Source organism: Pseudoxanthomonas indica, from assembly GCF_900167565.1.
GTDB classification, from domain to species: Bacteria; Pseudomonadota; Gammaproteobacteria; order Xanthomonadales; family Xanthomonadaceae; genus Pseudoxanthomonas_A; species Pseudoxanthomonas_A indica.
On sequence record NZ_FUZV01000001.1, the window covers coordinates 1229095 to 1250319 of the forward strand.

Here is a 21225-nt window from a genome sequence, read left to right on the forward strand (position 1 = left end):
TTGGGCGGACTATAGAGCAGTCAGAACGGCTTGTCGGCCGGACAGTAACTGCGCAGGTAATCCATGTGCGCGGGAATCTGGCGAACGGTGTTCGCGGTGCTGGCGCGGATGCTGTCGAGGAATTGCCGCAGCTCGTCGAAGCTCATGACCTCGGCAATCGGATGGTGCTGCCTGGGCGTGATGCCCTGCCCCATCATCACCTGGATCCACGAGTTCTCCGCAAACAGTTCGGTCGGCACCGGGAAGACATTGCCCGTTTCGCGGAACAACTCGATGCGCTGGCGCAGGCTCGGCGGCAGTTCCATGCTGCCGACCGTGCGCCAGTAGGCATTGTCGCGCCGGTTGGTCACGCAATAGTGCAGCACCACGAAATCGCGTACATGCTGCAGCTCGGTGTCCAGTCGTGCGTTGTACTCGTTGACGATTTCCGGCGTGATGACATGCGGGAAGCAGTTGAGCAGGCGGGTGATGCCACGCTGGATCAGGTGGATGGTGGTGGATTCCAGCGGCTCGATGAAGCTGCCCGCCAGGCCCAGGGCGACGACATTCTTGCTCCAGCACTTCTGTCGCTGGCCCGGACGGAAGCGGATCGGCCAGGGATCCTTGATGACTTCGCCTTCCAGGCTGCCGAGGAATTCCTGCTTGGCCTCGTCGTCGCTGATGTAGCGGCTGCAGTAGACGATGCCGTTGCCCACGCGATGCTGCAGCGGGATGCGCCACTGCCAGCCGGCATTGCCGGCAATCGCGCGGGTATAGGGCACGGCATCGCGCACGGCGGTGGTCTGGGTGGCCAGGGCGCTGTCGTTGAGCAGCCAGTGCGACCAGTCGGTGAAGCCCACGTTGAGCGTCTTGCCGATCAGCAGCGCGCGGAACCCGGTGCAGTCAATGAACAGGTCGCCTTCGATCACGTTGCCATCGGCCAGCTTCAGCGACGTGATATAGCCACTGGCATCGTCCTGGTTGACCTCGACAATCTTGCCTTCCACCCGCTTGGCGCCATAGCCCTCGCTGAAGCGGCGCAGGAACTTGGCGTAGAGGCTGGCGTCCATGTGGTACGCGTAGTTCATGCCCTTGCGCGGCAGGTGCGCGAACTTGTTTTCCTCGGCCGCGCGCAGCTCCACGCAATAGTCTTCGTAGCGGCTGGCCAGCCCTTCCTCGCGCCCACGCATCCAGAAATGCACGAAGTTGGCCATCCAGTGATCCTGGCCGGTGACGCCGAAGGAATGGATGTAGCGGTGATCGCGATCCTTCCAGTTCTCGAACGAGATGCCGAGCTTGATGGTCGCCTGCGTGGCGGCCATGAATTCCTGCTCGTTGATCTCGAGCAGGCGATGGAAGGTGACCAGGGTCGGAATGGTGGCTTCACCCACGCCGACGGTGCCGATTTCCTCGGACTCGATCAAAGTGATGTCCAGCACCCGTCCCAGCATGCGCGAAATCGCGGCAGCGGCCATCCAGCCGGCGGTGCCGCCACCGGCAATCACCACGCGCTTGACGGCCTTGTGCGGGAATTCGGTCACTTCTTCGGTCACGTCGTGCACCTTCAGCGGTTGAGTCGGTTGAGCAGGCGCGCACGCAGGTCGCGGGCGCGGTCATCATCGAGCTGGCCCAGCACGCGGCGGGCCGACTCGGACATGTGGCCGGCGGTTTCCTCGCCGGCCTCGAACACGTAATGACGGAACACTTCGCGCCAGGTTTCGCGCTGGTGCGGCGGTAGATCGCGCACGGTCAGCAGCGCCAGCATCAGCGCGTTCATCGGCGTGTCCATCCATTTCGGCGTCTGCCGCCACCAGTAGTTCACCAGCACGTTGAAAGGCTCCAGGCCTTCCATGTGGTGCCACCACATGCTGGGAATCAGCACGGCGTCGCCCGGTTCCAGTTCCGCACCCAGCGCATGCCGTTGGGCTTCGGCGAAGCGCGGGAAGCGTTCGAGATCCGGCGCGGCAAAATCGACCAGGCTGATCGGCTGGCCGGCCGGGGTGAACTCGATCGGGCCGATGTAGAGATTGCGCAATTGATCCGGCGGGAATAGCGTGACCCGGCGACGGCCGGCGACCACGCAGGCCAGGTTGTCGGGCACATCCTGGTGCGCGGCGATGCGCGTGCGGTTGCCGATCCAGATGCTGGCCAGCGCTTCGCGTTCGCCCATCGGCACATCGTTGGCTGCACGGAATCCCGGCAGCCAGGTATCGATCGTGGTGGAGGCCAGGTAGATCGCCGGCGGCGCCGGGTCGGGCAGGTATTTGCGCAACGTCTTCAGCGCCACATCCAGCGGCACTTTTTCCTGGCGGAAATTGAAGGCGCTCAGATCTTCGTTGTAGAAGAAACGGCCCTTGATGTCCGGCGGGCCGACCGTGGCCACCACCGGCGGCGCGTCGGCGCGCTCGAAGCCGGCCACGTAATCGATGGCCGCTTCGGCGGATTGGCGCGCGGCCTGCACCATCGGCCAGTCGGCCACGACGCCACGCAGCACCATCGGCGTGTCGGAGTGCAGCACCTCATCGGGCAGCGCCCGGTAGTCCAGGCCGTGCCGTTCGGGCAGGGCTTCAGTGCTGATCGCCATGGATGCGATTGAAACGATCGATCAAGCTGCGGAAGTTGGAGAGCGAGGCGATGATCATGTACAGCGGCTCGAGCAGGCCGGCCTGCTGGAAGCGTTGCAGCGCTTCACCACCGAGCTTGGACAGGCGATCTTCGTGCAGGGTATGGAAGCCGGTCAGTCGTTGCGGGGTGCCATCGTCCAGGCTGAAATCCAGCACGAACGATTCCAGCAGCTGGTATTCCTCGACCAGCCCCATGAACACCGGTATCTGCGGCAGCCCGCGATTCAACGCGGACAACACCTCGCTGATGCGATCCACGTAGGCACTGGTGCCGCCGTGTTCCAGGAACAGCGCCTCACCCACCGCCGCGCCCACGCGCGGACTGTCCATGTCCAGGTGCAGCACCAGTTCGCCGTCCTGGTTGCCGATCGCGAAGGGCTGGCGCTCGATGACGTGCGGCAGGTAGTGCGCATCCCAGCCATCGCCGCGCAGGAACAGGTTCTCGCCATGGCGCAGTCCCAACAGCGCCACGGGCAGCATCTCGCCCTGGCTTCCCGGCGCGAAGACGATCGGATAGTGCTCCTGCAGCTGGCGGAACTCGGAAGGAACCACCTGCGCGTACATCACCTGGTCGCCCAGTTCCGCGTTGCGGCGGGTGTCGACGCGCAACGCCTTGTGCTCGATGTTGTTCAACAGAACGTGTCGTGCCATGTCACCAGTTCACTTGCTGCCCCAGGCCGCATCATAGGCCCAAAAAGAAGAAGCCGCTGCAAGCAGCGGCTTCCGCGCGGTTCGCTTGCAGCCGCGCCCTTCCAGCCTTCCGCACGGCACCGGCCGTGCGGAAGCAGTACCGTCATCAGAACTTGTAACGCACGCCCATCCCGTAGCGCGGACCGCCCTGCGTCAGCCACAACAGCTGGTTCTTGTTGCGGCCGTGGATGCGCACCGTCTCGTCGGTCAGGTTGAAGCCTTCGAAGCTGACGATCAGGTTTTCGGTGAACTTGTAGCTGATGTTCGCATCCAGCTGGCCGTAGGGCTCGGTGTAGTTCGGGTTGGCGCCCTGGCCATCGAAGCGGCCGGACAGGAACTTGTCGCGCCAGTTGTACGCCAGGCGGACCTGCCACTTGTCCTTGTCGTAGAAGCCCACCACGTTGGCCGAATCGCTCAAGCCTTCCAGCGCGAACTGCTCACCCAGGTTGTAGTTGTCGTAGGTCAGGCTGGAGTTGACGATGGTGTAGTTGGCGGCGATGCCGAAGCCGGTGTCCTCGACCATGTGCTGAACGTTGAACTCCCAGCCATCGAGCGAGGCCGACTTCTGGTTGGCCGGGGTGGTGATGCGGAACTGCGCCAGCGGATCGCCGGGCAGGCCGAAGATGTCACCCTGCTGCTCGCCTTCACCATTGACACCACGGTTGACAACGCCCTCATCGCCGGCATGGTTGATCAGGATCCAGTTGCGGATGCAGACCATGTCCGTGGCCGCGCAGCCCGCACCCAGCGCCTCGTTCCAGTAGGCGCCACCAACCGGCGTATGCAGGTCATAGGCCGAGGTGTTGACTTCGGTGGTGCCCACGTAGTTGTCGATGTTCTTGCGGAAGTAACCCGCCGACACGAAGCTGCCTTCGCCGTAGTACCACTCCCACGAGATGTCGAAGTTCTTCGACAGCAGCGGTTCCAGCGCGGGGTTGCCCTGCTGGCCGGTGCCGCCGCTGACGCCCAGCTGCTGGGTGAGCGTCTGTCCGCCCTGGATGTCGGTCCAGCTCGGCCGGCCGATGGAATGTCCGTAGCTTGCGCGCAGGATCATGTTCTCGGTCAGGTCCGCGCTCATGTCCAGGCTGGGCAGCCAGTAGTCGTATTCACCGGTGCCCTCGACGAACGAAGGATCGGCGAAGTTGACGTTGAGCTCGTTGGCCGAACCCCAGCGGATGCTGGTGCCGACCGGCACCAGCGCGGTCGAGGTGACGTCGGTCTTCTCGTAACGCACGCCCGCCGCCAGGTGCACCGGCACGGTCCAGTCGAAGGTGGTGGAGTACTGCAGGTACGCGCTGGTCGACTTTTCCTTGTTGCGCAGATCGCGGCTGAAGGTATTCGGCGGCACGTAGCAGGTGGGGCACGGCGGGTTGTCCGCATCACCCACGGTGGCCGCCTGCGCACGCAGGCGCTCGAAGTCGAAAATCAGGAAGCGATCGGTCCAGCGCGGATCATTGCTGTTGTAGAAGCTGCCGAAGTAGTTGGACATGTTGTCCGCGTACCAGATGTCGTCGCTGTAGTCGTCCTCGGTACCGACGCCACCCCAGCTGTCGCGCTGCATGTAGCCATACGCGGTGCGGTTCTGCACTTCGGTACGGGCGATGCCGAAATCCAGCGCCGAGTTTTCGCCGAACACGAACTTGCCGCTCAACTGGCCCTGTTCCACTTCCGACTTGGTGTAGCTGTTGTGGAAGACCGAACCGGTCACCTTGGCCTGCGACGGCTCGACCTGGCTGGCGCCGTCGGTCACGTCGTAATGCAGGATCGGCAGGTCGCGGCTGTAGTCGACCGTGGTGGTGCCACGCACGAACGCGGCCACGGCCAGCACGTTGGCCGAGCCGTACGGGCTGTCGGCCTTCGTTTCCTGCTGCGAGTTGTGGTAATCCGCGGCCAGGCTCAGGGCGTCGGTGACTTCCCACTCCACGTTGAAGCCGGTGGACTTGAGCTCGGACTTGGTGGCGAACTGCGCGCCGCCCATGGCCACGTCGGCGCCGGCGTCGCTGGTGTACTCGGTGTACGAAATCGGCGCCGACACCGGGCCGTCCGTCCACGAGCTCGGACCGGGCTGGTAGTTGAACCACACCGACAGTTCGCTGCGCTGCTGCTGGATCTTGTTTTCGGCGTAGGTGTAGTCCGCCGTCATCTTCAAGCGTTCGGTCGGCGCGTACTGCAGGACCAGCTGGCCATTGGTGCGCTGGCGCTGCACGCCATTGACGGTGTAGCCGGTGTTCTGCGGACGCGAGTACACGTCGTTCGGACCCGGACGGTTGGTGATCAGGTCGTAGTTGGGATCACCCGGCTGCGGCAGGCGGTTCCAGCTGGTGGTGTCGTCACCGCGGAACTTGGCCCAGCCATTGGCCACCGAGGCCTGGCTGAAACCGTAATCGCGCTCCTGGTAGCTGCCCGACAGGGCCACGCCGAACTTTCCGTCGGCGAAGGTGTCGCTGAAAATGCCCGAGAATTCCGGGGTGATCGACTTGCCTTCGAACGTGTTGGGCAGGTTGTCGACGGTGGTGTCGTGCATCGCCTTGATGCTGGCGGTGGCGATCATGCCGTCGTGGTCGAGCGGACGCGCGGTCTTGACGTTGATGGTCGCGCCGATGCCGCCGGCAGGCGTGGCCGCACGGCTGGTCTTGTAGACCTCCAGGCCGCTGACCGCTTCGGCTGCCAGGTTGGCGAAGTCGAACGAGCGCGAACCGGAAACACCGGCGCCGCCGGAGCCCAGGTTGGCGGCCGGCATCTGGCGACCGTTCAACAGCACCAAGTTGAAGTCCGGACCGACACCGCGCACGGTGACCTTGGAACCTTCACCGAGCTGGCGATCGATCGACACGCCGCTGATGCGCTGCAGCGCCTCGGCCAGGTTGGTGTCGGGGAACTTGCCGATGTCTTCGGCGGTGATGCCGTCGACGATGCCCTGCGCGTCGCGCTTGAGGTTCATCGAGGCTTCGAAACTGCTGCGGATGCCGGTCACGACCACCGTATCGAGGGTGGACGCGTCCTGCTGGTCAGCCGTCAGGTTGGTATTCGTCTGGTTCGCATCTTGCGCCCAGACCGGCGTGGTCATGGCCAACAGCAAGGCTGTGGTCAGGACCTTCTTCTTTGGAACGAACTGCACCTGCTTCATGAATCCTCCTCCCCGGAAAGACACGAAAACTGCGTGATGTCGTTTGCTTGTGTACTGCTGTTTGAACGCTGTGATCGCGCGGTGTTACTCCACGATGCGGCGCATTGGACGCGCAATTGACAGCGTTGTCAACCTGAGCGGCAACTTTGTTCGAATGACAAAAAAGCGCTTGTTTTCAGCAGTTTTGTCGATGCTGCGTCGCAGCTGAAACCGTTTTCCACAAAACTGCGGAAAAGCAAATCGGAAAAATTATTCGAGGTCCGTAACGATCGTTATTGAGTGGTGCGATGCAGACGCGATCGCGTGTTAGCGCTACCTATCCAACAGGCACAAGGCCGGGTCATTCGATCGGACATGCACAGGACAAGCACGGGCCACGCAGGGACTCATGCGGACAAACTGCAGCGAGAGGCGACCGCTTCAGCGGCGCGTGGGCGGCTGCGTCGATTCGCGGAACAGCAGCGTGTGCTCGACGTGCACCATGGCGCCGGCCTCCGGATTGCGGATGCGATCGAGCAGTTGCAGCGTCGCCAGGCGACCCATTTCAGCCGTGGGCTGGCGCACCGTGGTCAGCGCCGGATAGATGTGGCGGGCGATGGGCGTGTCGTCGAATCCACACACCGAGACATCCTCGGGCACGCTCAGGCCGCGCTCGCAGGCGGCACGGATCACCCCCGCGGCCATGTCGTCATTGGCCGCGAAGATGGCCGTGGGCCGTGGCTTGAGGTCCAGCAGGTGCTTGGCCGCTTCTATGCCCGACTCGAACGAGAACTCGCCCGCCACCACCAGCGCGGGATCGTATTCGATGCCGGCCTTGCGCAAGGCATCACGGTAGCCCTTGAGCCGCCATTGGCAGGCGCCGTGCGCGGGCGGCCCCTTGATATGGGCGATGCGACGATGGCCGAGCGCAATCAGCCCGGCCATCAGTTCCTGCACCGCGCGGGTCTCTTCCATGTTGACGCCAATCCGGTCCTGCGCCTGCTTGGGCGCGATGCAGGCGAACGGCACGTCGTGGGCCTCCAAGTACTCCAGCACCACCTCGTCATCGGTCAGCGGCGGAATCAGCACCACCCCATCCGGCGAGAAGTTCTCGAACACCGCCTTCATGTCGTCGGCCTTGCGCTGCTTCTGCGCGCCGACCGGCGCCAGCACCAGGTTGTAGTGGCTGGCGCGGCAGGCTTCCAGCATGCCGCTCTGCACTTCCATCAGGTAATTGCGCGAGGGGTTGTTGTAGATCAGCGCCACCACGTAGGAACGCTGGCCGGCCAGGCTGCGCGCGGACAGGTTGGGCCGGTACTGCAGCTTTTCCACCGCGCGCATCACCCGCTGGCGCATTTCCTCGCGCACGTTGGGCTCGTGATTGAGCACGCGCGAGACAGTCTTCATCGACACGCCGGCCGCTTCCGCCACATCCTCGATACGACTACGCATGATGGCGTCGCACTCCGTCCTGTTCGCCGGCCCCCGGCGCGGGCGATTCTGACAGCGCAACGCGGCCTTGTGTATACAGGTCCAGGGGAAGCGCCACCCTTGGTCAGGCGGCGGATCGGCTGGCCGATGTCATGGTGCGCAGCAACACGCATGCGACAAAGGCGGCCATGCGGCGGCGCACCTTGCCTCCGCAGGCGCGCCGCGACTACCTTTGGCGGCTCGGCTGACAGCGCTGTCAGACACCCCATTCCCCATGCTCGCGAGGGCCACGATGAAGCACCCCCCCTTGATCGCCACCGCCGGACTGACCGTGCTGTTGGCCTGCTCCCTGCCCTCGGGCGCCTTTGCGCAGGACCAGGCAGGCAAACCCGTCACCATCTATACCACCGCCGAAGCCGGCAACCAGCGCCTGGCCCGGAGCGGACAGGTAACCCTGAAGGGCGGGCACAAGCTGACCGAAGTCGAGAACTCGGTGTTCGTCAATCCGGGCAAGCAGTACCAGACCGTGATGGGCATCGGCGGCGCCATCACCGATGCCAGCGCCGAAGTGTTTGCCACGCTGTCGCCGGAAAAGCAGGCCGAGTTCCTCAAGGCCTATTACGACAAGCAGGACGGCATCGGCTACTCGCTGCTGCGCACCACCATCCACAGTTCGGATTTCAGCTCCGCCAGCTACACCTACATCAAGGAAGGCGACAAGGCGCTCAAGAGCTTCTCGATCGAGCATGACCGCAAGTACCGCATCCCGATGATCAAGCGCGCCATCGAGGCGTCCGGCGGCAGCATCCTGACCTATGCCAGTCCGTGGAGTGCGCCGGCCTTCATGAAGAGCAACAAGAACATGCTCAAGGGCGGCGCGCTGCTGCCGCAGTTCAACCAGGCCTGGGCCAACTACTACATCAAGTTCATCGCCGCCTACGAAAAGGAAGGCATCCCGCTGTGGGGCATCACCATCCAGAACGAGCCGATGGCCACCCAGACCTGGGAATCCATGCTCTACACGGCCGAGCAGGAGCGCGACTTCCTCAAGAACTTCCTCGGCCCGACCATGGCCAAGGCCGGCTATGCCGACAAGAAGATCGTGGTGTGGGATCACAACCGCGACATGATGGTCTACCGCGCCAAGGTGATCTTCGATGATCCGGAAGCCTCCAAGTACGCCTGGGGCATGGGCTTCCACTGGTACGAGACCTGGGCCGGCTTCAATCCGATGTTCGGCAACGTCGCCGAAGTGGCCAAGGCCTATCCGGACAAGCCGCTGCTGCTGACCGAGGCCTCGGTGGAGAAGTTCGACTTCGCCAAGCTGCAGTTCTGGGGCAACGCCGAGCGTTACGGCACCAACATGATCAACGATCTGAACAACGGCGCGGTGGGCTGGACCGACTGGAACATCCTGCTGGATGAAAAGGGCGGCCCCAACCACGTGGGCAACTACTGTTTCGCGCCGCTGCATGTGGATACCCGCACCGGCGAACTGCTGTACACGCCCAGCTACTACTACATCGGCCACTTCTCCAAGTTCATCCGTCCCGAAGCCCGTCGCGTCGGCACGGCGACCAGCCGCAGCGTGTTGATCGCCACCTCGTTCCGCAACGCCGATGGCAGCCTGGCCACGGTGGTGATGAACCCGACCGACAAGGAACTGGTCTACAACTACTACGTGGATGCCGACTCGGCGCAGGTGACGATTCCCGCGCACGCCATCCAGACACTGGTGCAATGAAGCGCAGCGGGCTGATGGCCGTCCTGGCGGGAGTCGCGGCGCTGGCCGCGTCCCCCGCGCATGCCGCCCAGCCGGCCCGATTCGCCTGGCCGGACGGGCACAAGGCGGCCGTCAGCCTGTCGTATGACGATGCGCTGGATTCGCAGCTGGATCATGCGATCCCGGCGTTGGACAAGCAGGGACTGAAAGGCACCTTCTATCTGCAGCTGTCACGCGATCCGGTGCGGCTGCGGATGGAGGAATGGCGGCAGGCCGCGCGCAACGGCCACGAGCTGGGCAACCACACGCTGTTCCACCAGTGTTCCGGCTCGCTGCCGGATCGCGACTGGGTCGAGCCGCAGCGCAATCTGGATACCACCACCGCGGCGCAGATGCAGGATCAGATCCTGCTGGCCAACGTGATGCTCAAGGCGCTGGATGGCCGCGACGAACGCACGCTGACCATTCCCTGCGGCGACACCCGCGCGCAGGACGGCGACTATCGGTTGCGGGTGGCGCCCGCATTCGTGGCGATCAAATGGGGCAACGGCGGCGTGATTGCCGACATGGACACGCTGGATCCGGCCGCCGTGCCGGTGGACGTACCGGTGGGTGTCACCGGTGCACAGCTGATCGCGCGGGTGGAGGAAGCGGCCGCGCGCGGGACGATGATCAACTTCACCTTCCACGGCATCGGCGGCGACTACCTCACCGTCTCCAACGAAGCGCACGAACAACTGCTGGCCTACCTGGCCGAACACCGCGACACCTACTGGGTCGACACCTTCGTCAACCTGATGCGCTATGTGCGCGGGCAACAGCACCGGCCGTAAGCTCGCAGGCGCGAACGTGCGGTCCGACGACCGCCGCCGGGGCTCCGCCTAATCGTGATTGACCGCCTGGCGGAACAGCCGCCACTGGCCATCTTCGCCGCGCTTCCACAGGTTCAGGCTCTTGCCTTCCACCACGCCACTGTCGCCGCCGGCCCGCCAGGCGACGCGGTAACGGCCTTCCTCAAGTTGAGTCGTGCCGGCATCCAGCGCGTGCACGCCGTCGCTGTGGATTTCAATCGCCTCGATGGTGACCGGTCCGGGGCGCTCGTGCTCGACGAAGTAGTCGCGGATCGCGTCCATGCCACGCAGCGTGGGCGTGTAGTAGGTGAGGTAGGCGGCATCGGCGGCGAACAACGTCGCGTGCTCCGCGCCTTTCCGTTCCTTCACGAGGCGGGTGATCAATGCATTGCGATCGGCCAGCTCGCGTTTGACCGGCGCGCTGGCGGTGTCGATTGCAGGTGATGTGTCCGTCGGCGCAGTCAGCTCCGGCAGCAAAGCGCGGTCGAACGGCGCGCTGGCGCCCCAGAGTTCGGCGATGACGCGCGGCCCCTCCGCGGAATTCCGCCAGACCGCCAGATACTTGCCGACATAGTCGTAAGCCGGCTGTCCTTCGCGCTGCAGGCGTTGCGTATAGCGGCCTATCTCGATGAGGTGATCGCCCGCCTTGTCCAGACTGTCGGTCTGCCGCTCCCAACGCGTGACGCGTGCCTGTTGCCACCACTGTTGCAGATAGCCATGGATATCGTCGCGGCCGCGACGCAGCTTGGCATGCTCCGGCATCAGCGTGGCGTCATCGGCGTAACGACTTCCCAGCGCAGCCAGATCCGTCGCGCTGGCGGCGCGCGCCCACTCGGCATTGCGTGCCGCAATCTCCGCTTCGACCGTTTGAGTTGCGTGGGCGCAGGCGCAGGACAGCCAAAGCGCCGCCACCCACAGGATTCTTGTGCGGACCCTGGCGTGCATGCTCGCCTCCTGCGCCGATGTCAGGGCGCGGCGCTGACCTGGAACGGAAAGTTGGCGTACGCCGCATGGCCATGGCCATCGCGGACCTCGACGAACAGCCGATAGGCGCCCGGTTCCTGCGGCGCCTGGAACTTCAGCCCGCCCTGACCCTGGAAGGTCATGCGCACGCGTACGGCGGCCGGCACGTCTTCGTGATCGCCGCCGGTGGTGGTGGCGGTGGTCTCGCGCAACACGTACCACTGGAAGCGCAACGGATCCTGCTCGGCATCTTCGGCCTGCACATGCGCCTCGTGCTCGCTGCCCGGCGCCACGCTCACGCTCTTTGTCGCCGCCAGGCCGTCGATCAGGATCGGCTGGATCGCCGGCGCGCGGTTGTCCGGCCATTGCCCGGTCCACAGATACTGCATGGCATCCACGCTGGGCGTGGACTCGCCGCTCTTGAGGAACAAGCCGTACCAGGTGGGCGTGCGTTCCTGCTTCTGCCCCCACAGGAAGACGTACGAACCCAGGCCCTGGCGCTTGTCCGACGCGATGTAGGACTGATAGCGCTCCATCAGCCGGCCGGCCTTGCGTGAGGCATCGTCTTCGATGGCCGCGCCCCAGCTTGTCAGTGGGCTTTCCCAATGGCCGGTCGGTCCCCATTCGGTGACCACGTAGGGACCGGTCCACTTGCTCGCGCGCAGCTTGGCGGGCAATTCGTTGATGTCGCCATACAGTTGCACGCCGATCAGATCCAGCGCCGGCGCGCGCGCCTTGATCTCGGCAATCAGCGCGGGCGTGAAGCCGGCCAGCGGCGTCATCACCGGATGGTTGGGATCGAGGCGATGGATGGCCAGGGTGATGTCGTTGACCGCGTTCCAGACCTTGGGGTTCTTGTGCTCCAGATTGAGCTCGTTGCCCACCAGCCACATCAGCACGGCCGGATGATCCTTGTACAGCGCCACCTCGGTTTCGATGCGCTTCTGTTGCGCGGCCACGGCGGTGGCGTCGTCATAATCGAAGCCATGGCGCTCGCGGGCCACGTCCAGGCCCATGGCCACCTTCAAGCCATTGCGTTGCGCACGGTCCAGCATGGCCCGCACCTTGGCGGTGTCATCGCCGGTACTCCAGGTGCGGAACGAATTGCCGCCGCGCGCCAGCAGGGTTTCCTGGTCAATGTCGCCGAGTCCGCCGCCCTTGATATAGAACGGCTGGCCATTGACCTGCAGCTGGTAAGAGGCGCCCTGCCTGACAATCTTGACCACGGCCGGCGCCGGTTCGACCACGGCCGCACCGCTGCTCGTGGAGGCCGGCTGCTGCGCCGCGGCCACGCCGCTGCACGCCAATGCCAGCCCCAGCCACAGCCCTACCCGTCTGCGCCATGCCTGTCGCATGCACGTCTCCTGCCAATGGTGGAAGCGCCACGCGCGAACCTGGGGCGCAGGGCCATCATGCCACGCGGTGTCGCCCCCGCAAGCCTGGCGGCGCAAGCCGGTCGCGGCTGCGCTATGCTCCATACCTGACCGCATTGCCATCCTCGGGAGGGATGTGATGAACGCAACCGCGCAGCGTCCGGTGGACCGTTGGTTCGCCAGTTACTCGGGTGATCACCAGAACCGCACCAATCAGAAAATCCACATCTTTGCCGTGCCCGCCATCCTGTGGACGGTGGTGGCCTTGCTGTGGTGCATCCCGGTCTACGGCACGGTCATGAAGAGCGGACTGTGGTCGGGGCTGGCGATGTTCGTGGCGTGGATGTTCTACAACCGCATGTCGCGCTCGCTGGGCCTGGGCATGTTGGCGATCTTCATCACCATGGCGTGGCTGACCCGCTGGCTGGAATCCTGGCTGGGCGTCGCCAACCTGTTCTACCTGGCGCTGGGCGTGTTCGTGGTGGCGTGGATAGCGCAGTTCATCGGCCACAAGATCGAGGGCCGCAAACCGAGCTTCCTGACCGATCTGACCTATTTGCTGATTGGTCCGGCCTGGGTACTGGCCAAGTTCTACCGGGTGATGGGCTGGCGTTACTGAGCGCCCGCCTCATGGCAGCGGCACGTCACCAGGCGTGAAAGCGCGCGGCGCGTAGGCGAAGTCCTCACGCGCCGCGCTTGCATCAAACGCCAGATCCTCGCGCAGTCGCGCCAGCACCGTATCGCTCAAGCCATCGATTTTCCGCAGCCTGCGCGCCACCGATACCACGCCGCGAAACAACGGCGCCGGCAGCCGGATCAGGCGCGGCGACGGCTGCATCGCCCGCAACAGGCGTTGCACCATCTCGTCATAGCGCAGCGTTTCGCCGCCGGGCAATGCATAGGCCTTGCCCGCGCTGGCGGCCACGTCGACCACGGCCTCGGCCGCCTGCGCCAGATCCTGCACATGCACCGGCTGACGCAAGCCCTGTGCATCACTGGGCAACAGGAAGAAGCCGCTGCGCCGCGCCATCGCGGCAATCCGGCTCAGGTTGCGATCCTGGCCCGTGCCATAGACCAGAGTCGGACGGAGCACGGTCGCGGCTGCGCCACGTTCGCGCGCCGCTTCAAACAGGGTCTGCTCCGCCACGTGCAGCCGTTGCGCCAGGTCCCGCTCCTCAGGATCACTGGACGTGGACTTGACCAGCACGCTCGTGGATCCGAAGGCGACCACCCGTGCAGATCGAATCCGGGCATTGGCATACCAGCGTGCGAAATGATCCAGCGGACCCGTGCTGAAGATGACATCCACCTGCTCCGGCAGTTCCGGCATGGCGGCGAACTCGCCGGGCAACCATCGCATCGCCGCCGGGCCCGGGGATGGCGCGGGCGGGCGACGCGAGATGGCCAGCAGCGTCCAGTCCTGAACCATCAGCCGCGTCAGCAGGGCGGCGCCAATCGGGCCGCTGCCGCCGAAAACCAAGGCGCTGCGGGCGTGTTGCAGGGACATGAGTGGCGTGGGCTCGCAGCAGGATGAATGCGTCAGGATAGCGAGGGCTCGGCCGACTCGCACCTGCTGTTAAACTCGCTGGACACCCGCCAGAGATGTCGTCGACGAGTGTCCGACCTGTTGATCCCGCTGCTTCTGTTGCCTTTCGCGCTCGCGCTGTGCGTGGCCTTTGTTGCCCGTGATGCGCGCCGCGTGGCGGCATGGATGACCGCAGCGGCGCCGCTGCTGGGCCTGGCCCTGCTGGCGGCAATGACGCCGGCGATCCTGCGCGGCGAGATCATCCACAGCCGCTTTGCATGGGCGCCCTCGCTGGGCCTGTCGATCAGCCTGCGCCTGGACGGCCTGGCCTGGACCTTCGCCGGCCTGGTGCTGGCCATCGGCGCACTGGTGGTGATGTATGCGCGCTACTACCTGAGCACGCGCGACTCGGCGCCACGTCTGTACGCCTATCTGCTGCTGTTCATGGGCTCGATGCTGGGCATCGTGCTGGCCGGCAATCTGATCCTGCTGCTGGTGTTCTGGGAACTGACCAGTGTCAGTTCGTTCCTGCTGATCGGCTACTGGCAGCATCGTCGCGATGCACGCGAAGGCGCGCGCATGGCACTTGCGATCACCGGCGGCGGCGGGTTGGCGTTGATGGCCGGCCTGCTGATGCTGGGCCAGGCCGCAGGCAGCTACGAACTGGATGCCGTGCTCGCGGCCGGCGACGTCGTGCGTACCGACCCGCAGTATCCGTGGATGCTGCTGCTGATCCTGATCGGCATCTTCAGCAAGAGCGCGCAGTTCCCCTTCCACTTCTGGTTGCCGCAGGCGATGGCCGCGCCCACGCCGGTGTCGGCTTATCTGCACTCGGCGACGATGGTCAAGGCCGGCGTGTTCCTGCTGGCGCGATTGCACCCGGCCCTGGCCGGCAGTGATCTGTTCTTCTACCTGGTCAGCACCGTCGGTGCGGTGACGCTGCTGATTGGTGCCTGGCAGGCGATCTTCCAGCAGGACATCAAGGGTCTGCTGGCCTACTCCACCATTTCACACCTGGGCCTGATCACCCTGCTGTTTGGCCTGTCCACGCCAATGGCGGTGGTGGCCGGCCTGTTCCACATCCTCAACCATGCGGTGTTCAAGGCCTCGTTGTTCATGGCCGCCGGCATCGTCGATCACGAAACCGGCACGCGCGACATGCGCCGACTCGGTGGACTGCGGCATCTGCTGCCGTTCACCAGCGCGCTGGCCATCACCGCCAGTCTGGCGATGGCGGGCGTGCCGCTGCTCAATGGCTTCCTGTCGAAGGAAATGTTCTTCGCCCAGACCCTGGATCTGGCCGATGCGCACGCCAGCATGCGCACGGTGCTGAGTGTGGTGGCGGTGATGGCGGGGATCTTCGCGGTGGCCTACAGCCTGCGCTTCACCGTCGACACGTTCTTCGGCAAGGGCCCGCGCGATCTCGATCGCGTGCCGCACGAGCCGGTGCGCTGGATGAAGATCCCGGTCGAGATCCTGGTGGTGATCTGCCTGCTGGTGGGCATGCTGCCGGCCTGGACGATCGCACCCATCCTGCAGGCCGCCGTGCGCGGCACGCTGGGTGCGGCGGCGCCGGAGTACAGCTTGGCGATCTGGCATGGCTTCAACCTGCCCTTGCTGATGAGCATGATCAGCACGGTGGGCGGCGTGCTGCTGTACCTGTTCCTACGTCGCCGGCTGGATCTGCATGCCATCGAAAAGGAATCGCTGGGCCGGCGCATCTTCCTGGCGATGGGCCGGGCGGGCGCCGCGCTGGCGCGCGATGCCAGCCAGAAGATCATCAATGGCAGCCTGCAGCGCAGCCTGGCGTGGTTGGCGATCTGCGCCATCGTGGTGGGCGTGGCGCCGTTTGTCAGTGGCGAAGCGCCGCTGACGTGGCGCACGCCGCAGGCCATGCCGCTGCTGGGTTGGGTGCTGTGGGCGATGTTGGTGGCCTGCACGCTGGCGGCGCTGCGCTGGTACCGCCGTCGCCTGATCGCGCTGGTGCTGCTGGGCGGCGCCGGCCTGGTGGTGAGCCTGAACTTCGTGTTCCTGTCGGCGCCGGATCTGGCGCTGACCCAATTGCTGGTGGAGATGGTCAGCCTGCCGCTGCTGTTGCTGGGCATGCATTACCTGCCCTTCCGTTCGCCGCCGGAACGCAACAACGTGCGGCGCTGGCGCGACATCGCGATCGCCTTGTCGGCCGGCGCCGGCATCGCCGTGCTGGCCTATGCGGTGATGACGCGGCCGGCCGGCGGCATCGGCGAGGAAATGCTGGCCCGCTCGCTGCCCGAGGCATTCGGACGCAACGTGGTCAACGTGATCCTGGTGGACTTCCGCGGCTTCGATACCTTCGGCGAGATCACCGTGTTCGGCGTGGCCGCGCTGCTGGTGCATGCCCTGTTGCGGCGCGCACGGATGGCGCCGGAAAAGATCATGCCCGGTCCGCCGGTGGCCTTGCCGGTACCGGCGGATCTGGCGCAGATCATGTTTCCGCTGACCCTGACCGTTTCGTTCTTCCTGTTCCTGCGCGGACACAATGCGCCCGGCGGCGGTTTCATCGCCGGGCTGGTGCTGGCGGTGCCGCTGCTGATCCAGTACGTGATCCAGGGCGCGAGCTCGGTGGAATCGCGCTTTGGCTTTGACTACGTGCGCTGCATCGGCGTCGGTCTGCTGCTGGCCGGCACCAGCGGCGTGGCGTCGTGGTTGTTCGGCGTGCCCTTCCTCACCAGCGGCCACCTGGTGCTGGATCTGCCGGTGATCGGCGAGCTGGAACTGGCCAGTGCGATGGGCTTCGACACCGGCGTGTACCTGGTGGTGTTTGGCGGCGCCATGTTGATCCTGTCCATGCTGGGCACGATCAAGCCGTCACTGACCCAGGTGGCCCGCGAAGGCGTGATCGATCCGGATCGCCGCTCCCTGCGCACCGGCGAGGTGGAACGCTGATGGAACTGGCCCTGGCTTCCGCCATCGGAGTGCTGACCGCTGCCGGGATCTACCTGCTGCTGCGCGCGCGCAGCTTCGACGTGATCCTGGGCATGACCCTGCTGTCGTACGCCACCAACCTGCTGATCTTCGCCTGCGGCCGGGTCGTGGCGGGCAAGCCGCCAGTGCTGCGCGCGTTTGCCCCCACCACCTTGGCGCACTACACCGATCCGCTGCCACAGGCGCTGGTGTTGACCGCGATCGTCATCGCCTTCGCGATGACCGCCGTCAGCATCGTGCTGGCGATCCGCAGCCGCGCCGACAATGGTAGCGATCATGTCGACGGCGCCGAGGGCGAGCGGCTGCAGGAAGCGCGCAACCTGGCGCGCCAGCAGCGGCGCAAACTGAGGCGGCGCGCATGATGGCGCACCTGCCGCTGCTGCCGATCCTGATCCCGCTGTTCGCCGCGGGCCTGGCGCTGCTGGCCGAGCATCGCCGCTTCGGCATGGCGCCGCAGCGCGCGATTGCCGCGGTGTCGCTGCTGGCGCAGCTGGTGGTGGCGGTGCTGCTGGTGCGCAGCGTCAGCGACGGCAACATCCTGGTCTACCTGCTCGGCGACTGGCCGGCGCGCCTGGGCATCAGCCTGATGGTGGATCGCCTGGCCGCGCTGATGGTGATGGTGGCGCTGCTGCTGGCCATCGCCTGTTGGGTGCATGCCTGTGCCGGTTGGGATCGGCGCGCGCCGCACTTCCAGGCGTTCTTCCAGATCCAGCTGATGGGCTTGAACGGCGCATTCCTGACCGGCGATCTGTTCAACCTGTTCGTGTTCTTCGAAGTGCTGTTGATTGCCTCCTACGGCCTGCTTTTGAGCGGTGGCCGAGCGGGTCGCATGCGCGCGGGCTTCCACTACGTCAGCGTCAACATCGCCGCGTCTACCCTGTTCCTGATGGCGCTGGGCCTGCTCTACGGTTTGCTGGGCAGCTTGAACATGGCCGAGATGGCGGCGCGCATCGCCGCCGCGCCGCCGCAGGACCGCGCGCTGATCCAGGCCGCGGCCAGCCTGTTGCTGCTCGTGTTCTGCACCAAGGCCGCCTTGCTGCCGTTGTCGCTGTGGCTGCCGGAAACCTACGCACATGCGCCCGGTTCGGTGGCGGCGTTGTTCGCGGTGATGACCAAGGTGGGTCTGTACGCGGTGCTGCGGGTTTCGAGCCTGCTGTTCGGCTCGGCCGCCGGCGCGCTGGCCGGCTTTGCCGGTTCCGCGCTGCTGGTGGCGGGGGTGGCGACGCTGGCACTGGCGTCGTTGGGGGTCATTGCGGCGACGCGACTGCGCGTGCTGGCCAGCTACCTGGTGCTCGCCTCGGCCGCAACCTTGTTCGTCGCGTTCGCGCTGGGTCGCCCGGCCACGATCAGTGCGGGCTTGTATTACCTGGTGCACAGCACCTTCGCCGGCGCCGCGTTGTTCCTGATTGCCCATCACGTGCGCCGCCACCGGCACGGCGACGCGACCGTGGCGGGCTTGTCCGCGCGCGGCTGGATCGTGGCGGGGCTGATGTTCCTGCTGGCCGCGATTTCGCTGGCCGGGCTGCCGCCACTGTCCGGCTTCCTCGGCAAGCTGGCGTTGCTGGACGCCACACGCGAGCACAGCGAAATCTGGGTCGCGCTGCTGCTCAGCAGCTTCATCATCCTGCTGGGCCTGGCGCGCGCGGGCAGCCGCGTCTTCTGGAAGCAGGCGCCTGGCGCCCGGGAAGTCGCCGACGCGGCTCCCGTGCAGTCCAGGCGCCGGCTGGAAGTGGCAGCGACCTTCCTGCTGCTGGCCTATGGCGTGGCCATGAGCGTGGCGGCGGCGCCGCTGTTTGCCTACACGCGTGCCGCCGCCGAGCAACTGGCCACGCCGCAGCAGTACCTGGAACACGTGCGCGCACAGACGCCCGTGCTGAGGACGCCGTGATGGGCCGCCTGCGCAGACGCCTGTTTCCTTCCCTGCCGCTCAGCCTGACGGTGTTCTGCTTCTGGCTGCTGCTCAATTCGGAAATCAGCTGGGGCCACACGCTGATGGCGCTGCTGCTGGCGGTGGTGATTCCGCTGTTCGCCACCCGCCTGGACCGCGAGTTCGCCCGCATCGGCCGGCTGCGCAGGATTCCGCGGATGTTGTGGATCCTGGGCTGGGACATCGTACTGTCCAACATCGAGGTGGCGCGTCGCGTGCTCGGCCCGGAGCGCGAGATCACCCCGGGCTTCATCTGGGTGCCGCTGGATATCGGCAACATCCACGGCATCGCCGCGCTGACTAGCATCATCACCCTTACCCCGGGGACCTTGTCGGCCGTGCTGTCCGACAATCGCCGCTACCTGCTGGTACATGTGTTCAACCTGAAAGACCCGCAGGAAGTGATCGATCAGATCAAACGCCGCTATGAGGCGCCGCTGATGGAGATATTCCCATGACCCCCAACCTGCTGGTCGCCTGGGCCATCCTGGTGTCGATGCACGTGGTCGGCCTGGCCATGCTGCTGGCGCTCTACCGGCTGCTGCGCGGACCGACCGTGCCGGATCGCATCCTCGCCCTGGACACCTTGTTCGTCGCCACCATCGCCGAGGTGATGCTGTTCGGCATGCATCGCGACACGCCGGTGTATTTCGAGGCGGCGCTGATCATCGCCATGCTCGGCTTTGTCGGCACGGTGGTGCTGAGCAAGTACATATTGCGCCGGGACATCGTCGAATGAGCTGGTTCGTCGCCGGGTTGCTGGTCGCGCTGCTGGCGGTGGGCAGCTTCTTCATCCTGCTCGGCTCGTTCGCGCTGGCCAAGTTGAAGGACTTCTTCAAACGTCTGCATGGCCCGACCAAGGCCACCACGCTGGGCGTGGGCTGCGTGCTGCTGGCCTCGGTGGGCTATCACTTCTTCCTGGGCCAGGATCCCCAGCCACGCGAACTGCTGGTCACCGCGTTCCTGTTCATCACCGCGCCGATCAGCGCGCACCTGATGGCCAAGGCGGCGCTGTCGTTGAAGATGGCCGAGCGCCCGCCGTTGCCGGGCGCCAGCGAGGTGGCGGATCTGCCCGTCGCCGACGAGGCCAAGCCCGATTGATCAGCGCAGCAGCGCGATTTCCAGCACCACCCAGGCGACGAACGCCAGCGCCAGGATCGCGCCCTCACCGCGACTGATGCGCAGGTCGCCGCGCAGCATCGGATACAGCACCAGCACGAAGGCGATGGCGGCGGGCAGTTCCAGGCGCACGAAGGATTCCGGCAGCGGCAGCGGCCGCAGCGCCGCCATGCCGCCGACGATCACCAGCAGGTTGAACACGCTGGAGCCAATCACATGGCCAGCCACCATGTCGCCCTGCCCGCGTCGCGCGGCGGCGATGGCCGCGGCCACTTCCGGCAAGGCCGTGCCGATGGCCACCGGCAGCAGGCCGGTCAGCAACGGCGACAGATGCAGCGATGCGCCGATGGTGGTGGCCGAGGCGACCACGTAGCGCGCGCCGAAGTGCAGCAATGCACCAGCCACCACGAAGCGCAGCAGGTTCATCCACAGCGCGCCGCGCGTGGCGGCATAGCCTTCGACGCCGACACGCACGTCGTCGATCTCGCGGCGCGCGCGCGCCAGCAGCAACAGCAGCATCACCACGAAGGCCGCGAGCAGGAACAGCCCTTCCACCTGGCCGATCACGCCGTCCAGGCCAAACAGCATCAGCAACACGCTGGACAGGCCCAACGCCACCAGCAGCGGCGACAGCAGGCGCATGCGGATCACCAGCGGTGCGGCGAGGGCGGCCAGGCCCAGGGTCAGCCCGAGGTTGACGATGTTGCTGCCGACCGCGTTGCCCAGCGCCAGTTCCTGCGAACCGACCCAGAACGCGCGCGCGTTGACCGCCAGTTCCGGCAGCGAGGTACCAAAGGCAATCAGCAACAGGCCGGCCACGAAGGGCGAAGCGCCGAGGCGCTGCGCCAGGCCGGAGGCGCCCTTGACTATCGAGTCACCGCCCAGTGCCAGCAGCACCAGGCCCAGTACGAACAGGCCCCAAGCTTGCATCCCCAGCCCTCCCGCGTACG

Annotated in this window: 18 protein-coding genes; 9 read left to right on the forward strand and 9 right to left on the reverse strand. The window is 65.7% G+C overall.

The annotated features are described in order from the left end of the window. Positions 1-20: 20 nt before the first annotated feature. The 5 genes from B5X78_RS05900 to B5X78_RS05920 form a co-directional block, all read right to left on the reverse strand. Positions 21-1532 carry a tryptophan halogenase family protein gene (locus tag B5X78_RS05900; protein ID WP_229730824.1) on the reverse strand — a complete coding sequence of 504 codons (1512 nt, stop codon included), beginning with the start codon at positions 1530-1532 and terminating at the stop codon, positions 21-23. A gap of 11 nt (positions 1533-1543) precedes the next feature. Beyond that, on the reverse strand, positions 1544-2563 hold the full coding sequence (locus B5X78_RS05905) for a cupin-like domain-containing protein (RefSeq protein WP_079723508.1): 1020 nt from the start codon (positions 2561-2563) through the stop codon (positions 1544-1546). Then, a complete protein-coding gene (locus B5X78_RS05910) occupies positions 2547-3254 on the reverse strand; it encodes a SapC family protein (RefSeq protein ID WP_079723509.1) in 708 nt (235 codons plus the stop codon). Before B5X78_RS05910 ends, B5X78_RS05905 begins: the two co-directional genes overlap by 17 nt. Before the next feature lie 145 nt (positions 3255-3399). Continuing rightward, the gene (locus B5X78_RS05915; protein ID WP_079723510.1) at positions 3400-6420 is read right to left on the reverse strand and encodes a TonB-dependent receptor; all 3021 of its coding nucleotides are present in this window, start codon (positions 6418-6420) and stop codon (positions 3400-3402) included. 420 nt (positions 6421-6840) lie between these two features. Then, a complete protein-coding gene (locus B5X78_RS05920) occupies positions 6841-7851 on the reverse strand; it encodes a LacI family DNA-binding transcriptional regulator (RefSeq protein WP_079723511.1) in 1011 nt (336 codons plus the stop codon). Positions 7852-8122: 271 nt separating this feature from the next. Between B5X78_RS05920 and B5X78_RS05925 the strand changes: the two genes are divergently transcribed. Both B5X78_RS05925 and B5X78_RS05930 read left to right on the forward strand, forming a co-directional pair. After that, positions 8123-9574, forward strand: coding sequence for a glycoside hydrolase family 30 protein (locus tag B5X78_RS05925; RefSeq protein ID WP_079723512.1), 1452 nt, complete (start codon positions 8123-8125; stop codon positions 9572-9574). Continuing rightward, positions 9571-10386: a polysaccharide deacetylase family protein gene (locus B5X78_RS05930; protein WP_079723513.1), complete on the forward strand. Its 816-nt coding sequence runs from the start codon at positions 9571-9573 to the stop codon at positions 10384-10386. Before B5X78_RS05925 ends, B5X78_RS05930 begins: the two co-directional genes overlap by 4 nt. A gap of 48 nt (positions 10387-10434) precedes the next feature. Here the strand turns inward: B5X78_RS05930 and B5X78_RS05935 are convergent, their stop codons facing one another. Next, the gene (locus tag B5X78_RS05935) at positions 10435-11349 is read right to left on the reverse strand and encodes a DUF4440 domain-containing protein (RefSeq protein ID WP_079723514.1); all 915 of its coding nucleotides are present in this window, start codon (positions 11347-11349) and stop codon (positions 10435-10437) included. A gap of 20 nt (positions 11350-11369) precedes the next feature. After that, entirely contained in the window at positions 11370-12722 is a 1353-nt protein-coding gene (locus B5X78_RS05940) for a glycoside hydrolase family 2 TIM barrel-domain containing protein (protein ID WP_139381417.1), read from the reverse strand. Between the two features lie 157 nt (positions 12723-12879). Between B5X78_RS05940 and B5X78_RS05945 the strand changes: the two genes are divergently transcribed. Then, positions 12880-13359: an Mpo1 family 2-hydroxy fatty acid dioxygenase gene (locus B5X78_RS05945; RefSeq protein WP_079723515.1), complete on the forward strand. Its 480-nt coding sequence runs from the start codon at positions 12880-12882 to the stop codon at positions 13357-13359. 9 nt (positions 13360-13368) lie between these two features. Here B5X78_RS05945 and B5X78_RS05950 read toward each other — a convergent pair whose 3' ends face one another. Beyond that, positions 13369-14247: an NAD-dependent epimerase/dehydratase family protein gene (locus B5X78_RS05950; protein ID WP_079723516.1), complete on the reverse strand. Its 879-nt coding sequence runs from the start codon at positions 14245-14247 to the stop codon at positions 13369-13371. 120 nt (positions 14248-14367) lie between these two features. Between B5X78_RS05950 and B5X78_RS05955 the strand changes: the two genes are divergently transcribed. The 6 genes from B5X78_RS05955 to B5X78_RS05980 are packed head-to-tail and all read left to right on the forward strand — an operon-like array spanning position 14368 to position 20257. After that, complete coding sequence (locus B5X78_RS05955; protein ID WP_079724445.1) at positions 14368-17190, forward strand: monovalent cation/H+ antiporter subunit A; 2823 nt, start codon at positions 14368-14370, stop codon at positions 17188-17190. After that, positions 17190-17591: a Na+/H+ antiporter subunit C gene (locus tag B5X78_RS05960; protein ID WP_079723517.1), complete on the forward strand. Its 402-nt coding sequence runs from the start codon at positions 17190-17192 to the stop codon at positions 17589-17591. The genes B5X78_RS05955 and B5X78_RS05960 overlap by 1 nt, the downstream gene beginning before the upstream one ends. Beyond that, entirely contained in the window at positions 17591-19117 is a 1527-nt protein-coding gene (locus B5X78_RS05965; RefSeq protein WP_079724446.1) for a monovalent cation/H+ antiporter subunit D, read from the forward strand. The genes B5X78_RS05960 and B5X78_RS05965 overlap by 1 nt, the downstream gene beginning before the upstream one ends. Then, on the forward strand, positions 19117-19614 hold the full coding sequence (locus tag B5X78_RS05970) for a Na+/H+ antiporter subunit E (RefSeq protein WP_079724447.1): 498 nt from the start codon (positions 19117-19119) through the stop codon (positions 19612-19614). The genes B5X78_RS05965 and B5X78_RS05970 overlap by 1 nt, the downstream gene beginning before the upstream one ends. After that, entirely contained in the window at positions 19611-19895 is a 285-nt protein-coding gene (locus B5X78_RS05975; protein ID WP_079723518.1) for a K+/H+ antiporter subunit F, read from the forward strand. The genes B5X78_RS05970 and B5X78_RS05975 overlap by 4 nt, the downstream gene beginning before the upstream one ends. Continuing rightward, positions 19892-20257 carry a Na+/H+ antiporter subunit G gene (locus B5X78_RS05980; RefSeq protein ID WP_079723519.1) on the forward strand — a complete coding sequence of 122 codons (366 nt, stop codon included), beginning with the start codon at positions 19892-19894 and terminating at the stop codon, positions 20255-20257. Before B5X78_RS05975 ends, B5X78_RS05980 begins: the two co-directional genes overlap by 4 nt. On the opposite strand, the gene B5X78_RS05985 is transcribed toward B5X78_RS05980, so the two are convergent. Further along, positions 20258-21205, reverse strand: coding sequence for a calcium/sodium antiporter (locus B5X78_RS05985; RefSeq protein WP_079723520.1), 948 nt, complete (start codon positions 21203-21205; stop codon positions 20258-20260). Between the last annotated feature and the right edge of the window lie 20 nt (positions 21206-21225).

Excerpts from the sequence above, each read along its gene's own strand:
- B5X78_RS05905 (WP_079723508.1), bottom strand. The coding sequence starts at position 2,563 with ATGGCGATCAGCACTGAAGCCCTGCCCGAACGGCACGGCCTGGACTAC.
- B5X78_RS05910 (WP_079723509.1), bottom strand. The coding sequence starts at position 3,254 with ATGGCACGACACGTTCTGTTGAACAACATCGAGCACAAGGCGTTGCGC.
- B5X78_RS05915 (WP_079723510.1), bottom strand. The coding sequence starts at position 6,420 with ATGAAGCAGGTGCAGTTCGTTCCAAAGAAGAAGGTCCTGACCACAGCC.
- B5X78_RS05920 (WP_079723511.1), bottom strand. The coding sequence starts at position 7,851 with ATGCGTAGTCGTATCGAGGATGTGGCGGAAGCGGCCGGCGTGTCGATG.
- B5X78_RS05925 (WP_079723512.1), top strand. The coding sequence starts at position 8,123 with ATGAAGCACCCCCCCTTGATCGCCACCGCCGGACTGACCGTGCTGTTG.
- B5X78_RS05930 (WP_079723513.1), top strand. The coding sequence starts at position 9,571 with ATGAAGCGCAGCGGGCTGATGGCCGTCCTGGCGGGAGTCGCGGCGCTG.
- B5X78_RS05935 (WP_079723514.1), bottom strand. The coding sequence starts at position 11,349 with ATGCACGCCAGGGTCCGCACAAGAATCCTGTGGGTGGCGGCGCTTTGG.
- B5X78_RS05940 (WP_139381417.1), bottom strand. The coding sequence starts at position 12,722 with ATGCGACAGGCATGGCGCAGACGGGTAGGGCTGTGGCTGGGGCTGGCA.
- B5X78_RS05945 (WP_079723515.1), top strand. The coding sequence starts at position 12,880 with ATGAACGCAACCGCGCAGCGTCCGGTGGACCGTTGGTTCGCCAGTTAC.
- B5X78_RS05950 (WP_079723516.1), bottom strand. The coding sequence starts at position 14,247 with ATGTCCCTGCAACACGCCCGCAGCGCCTTGGTTTTCGGCGGCAGCGGC.
- B5X78_RS05960 (WP_079723517.1), top strand. The coding sequence starts at position 17,190 with ATGGAACTGGCCCTGGCTTCCGCCATCGGAGTGCTGACCGCTGCCGGG.
- B5X78_RS05965 (WP_079724446.1), top strand. The coding sequence starts at position 17,591 with ATGGCGCACCTGCCGCTGCTGCCGATCCTGATCCCGCTGTTCGCCGCG.
- B5X78_RS05970 (WP_079724447.1), top strand. The coding sequence starts at position 19,117 with ATGGGCCGCCTGCGCAGACGCCTGTTTCCTTCCCTGCCGCTCAGCCTG.
- B5X78_RS05975 (WP_079723518.1), top strand. The coding sequence starts at position 19,611 with ATGACCCCCAACCTGCTGGTCGCCTGGGCCATCCTGGTGTCGATGCAC.
- B5X78_RS05980 (WP_079723519.1), top strand. The coding sequence starts at position 19,892 with ATGAGCTGGTTCGTCGCCGGGTTGCTGGTCGCGCTGCTGGCGGTGGGC.
- B5X78_RS05985 (WP_079723520.1), bottom strand. The coding sequence starts at position 21,205 with ATGCAAGCTTGGGGCCTGTTCGTACTGGGCCTGGTGCTGCTGGCACTG.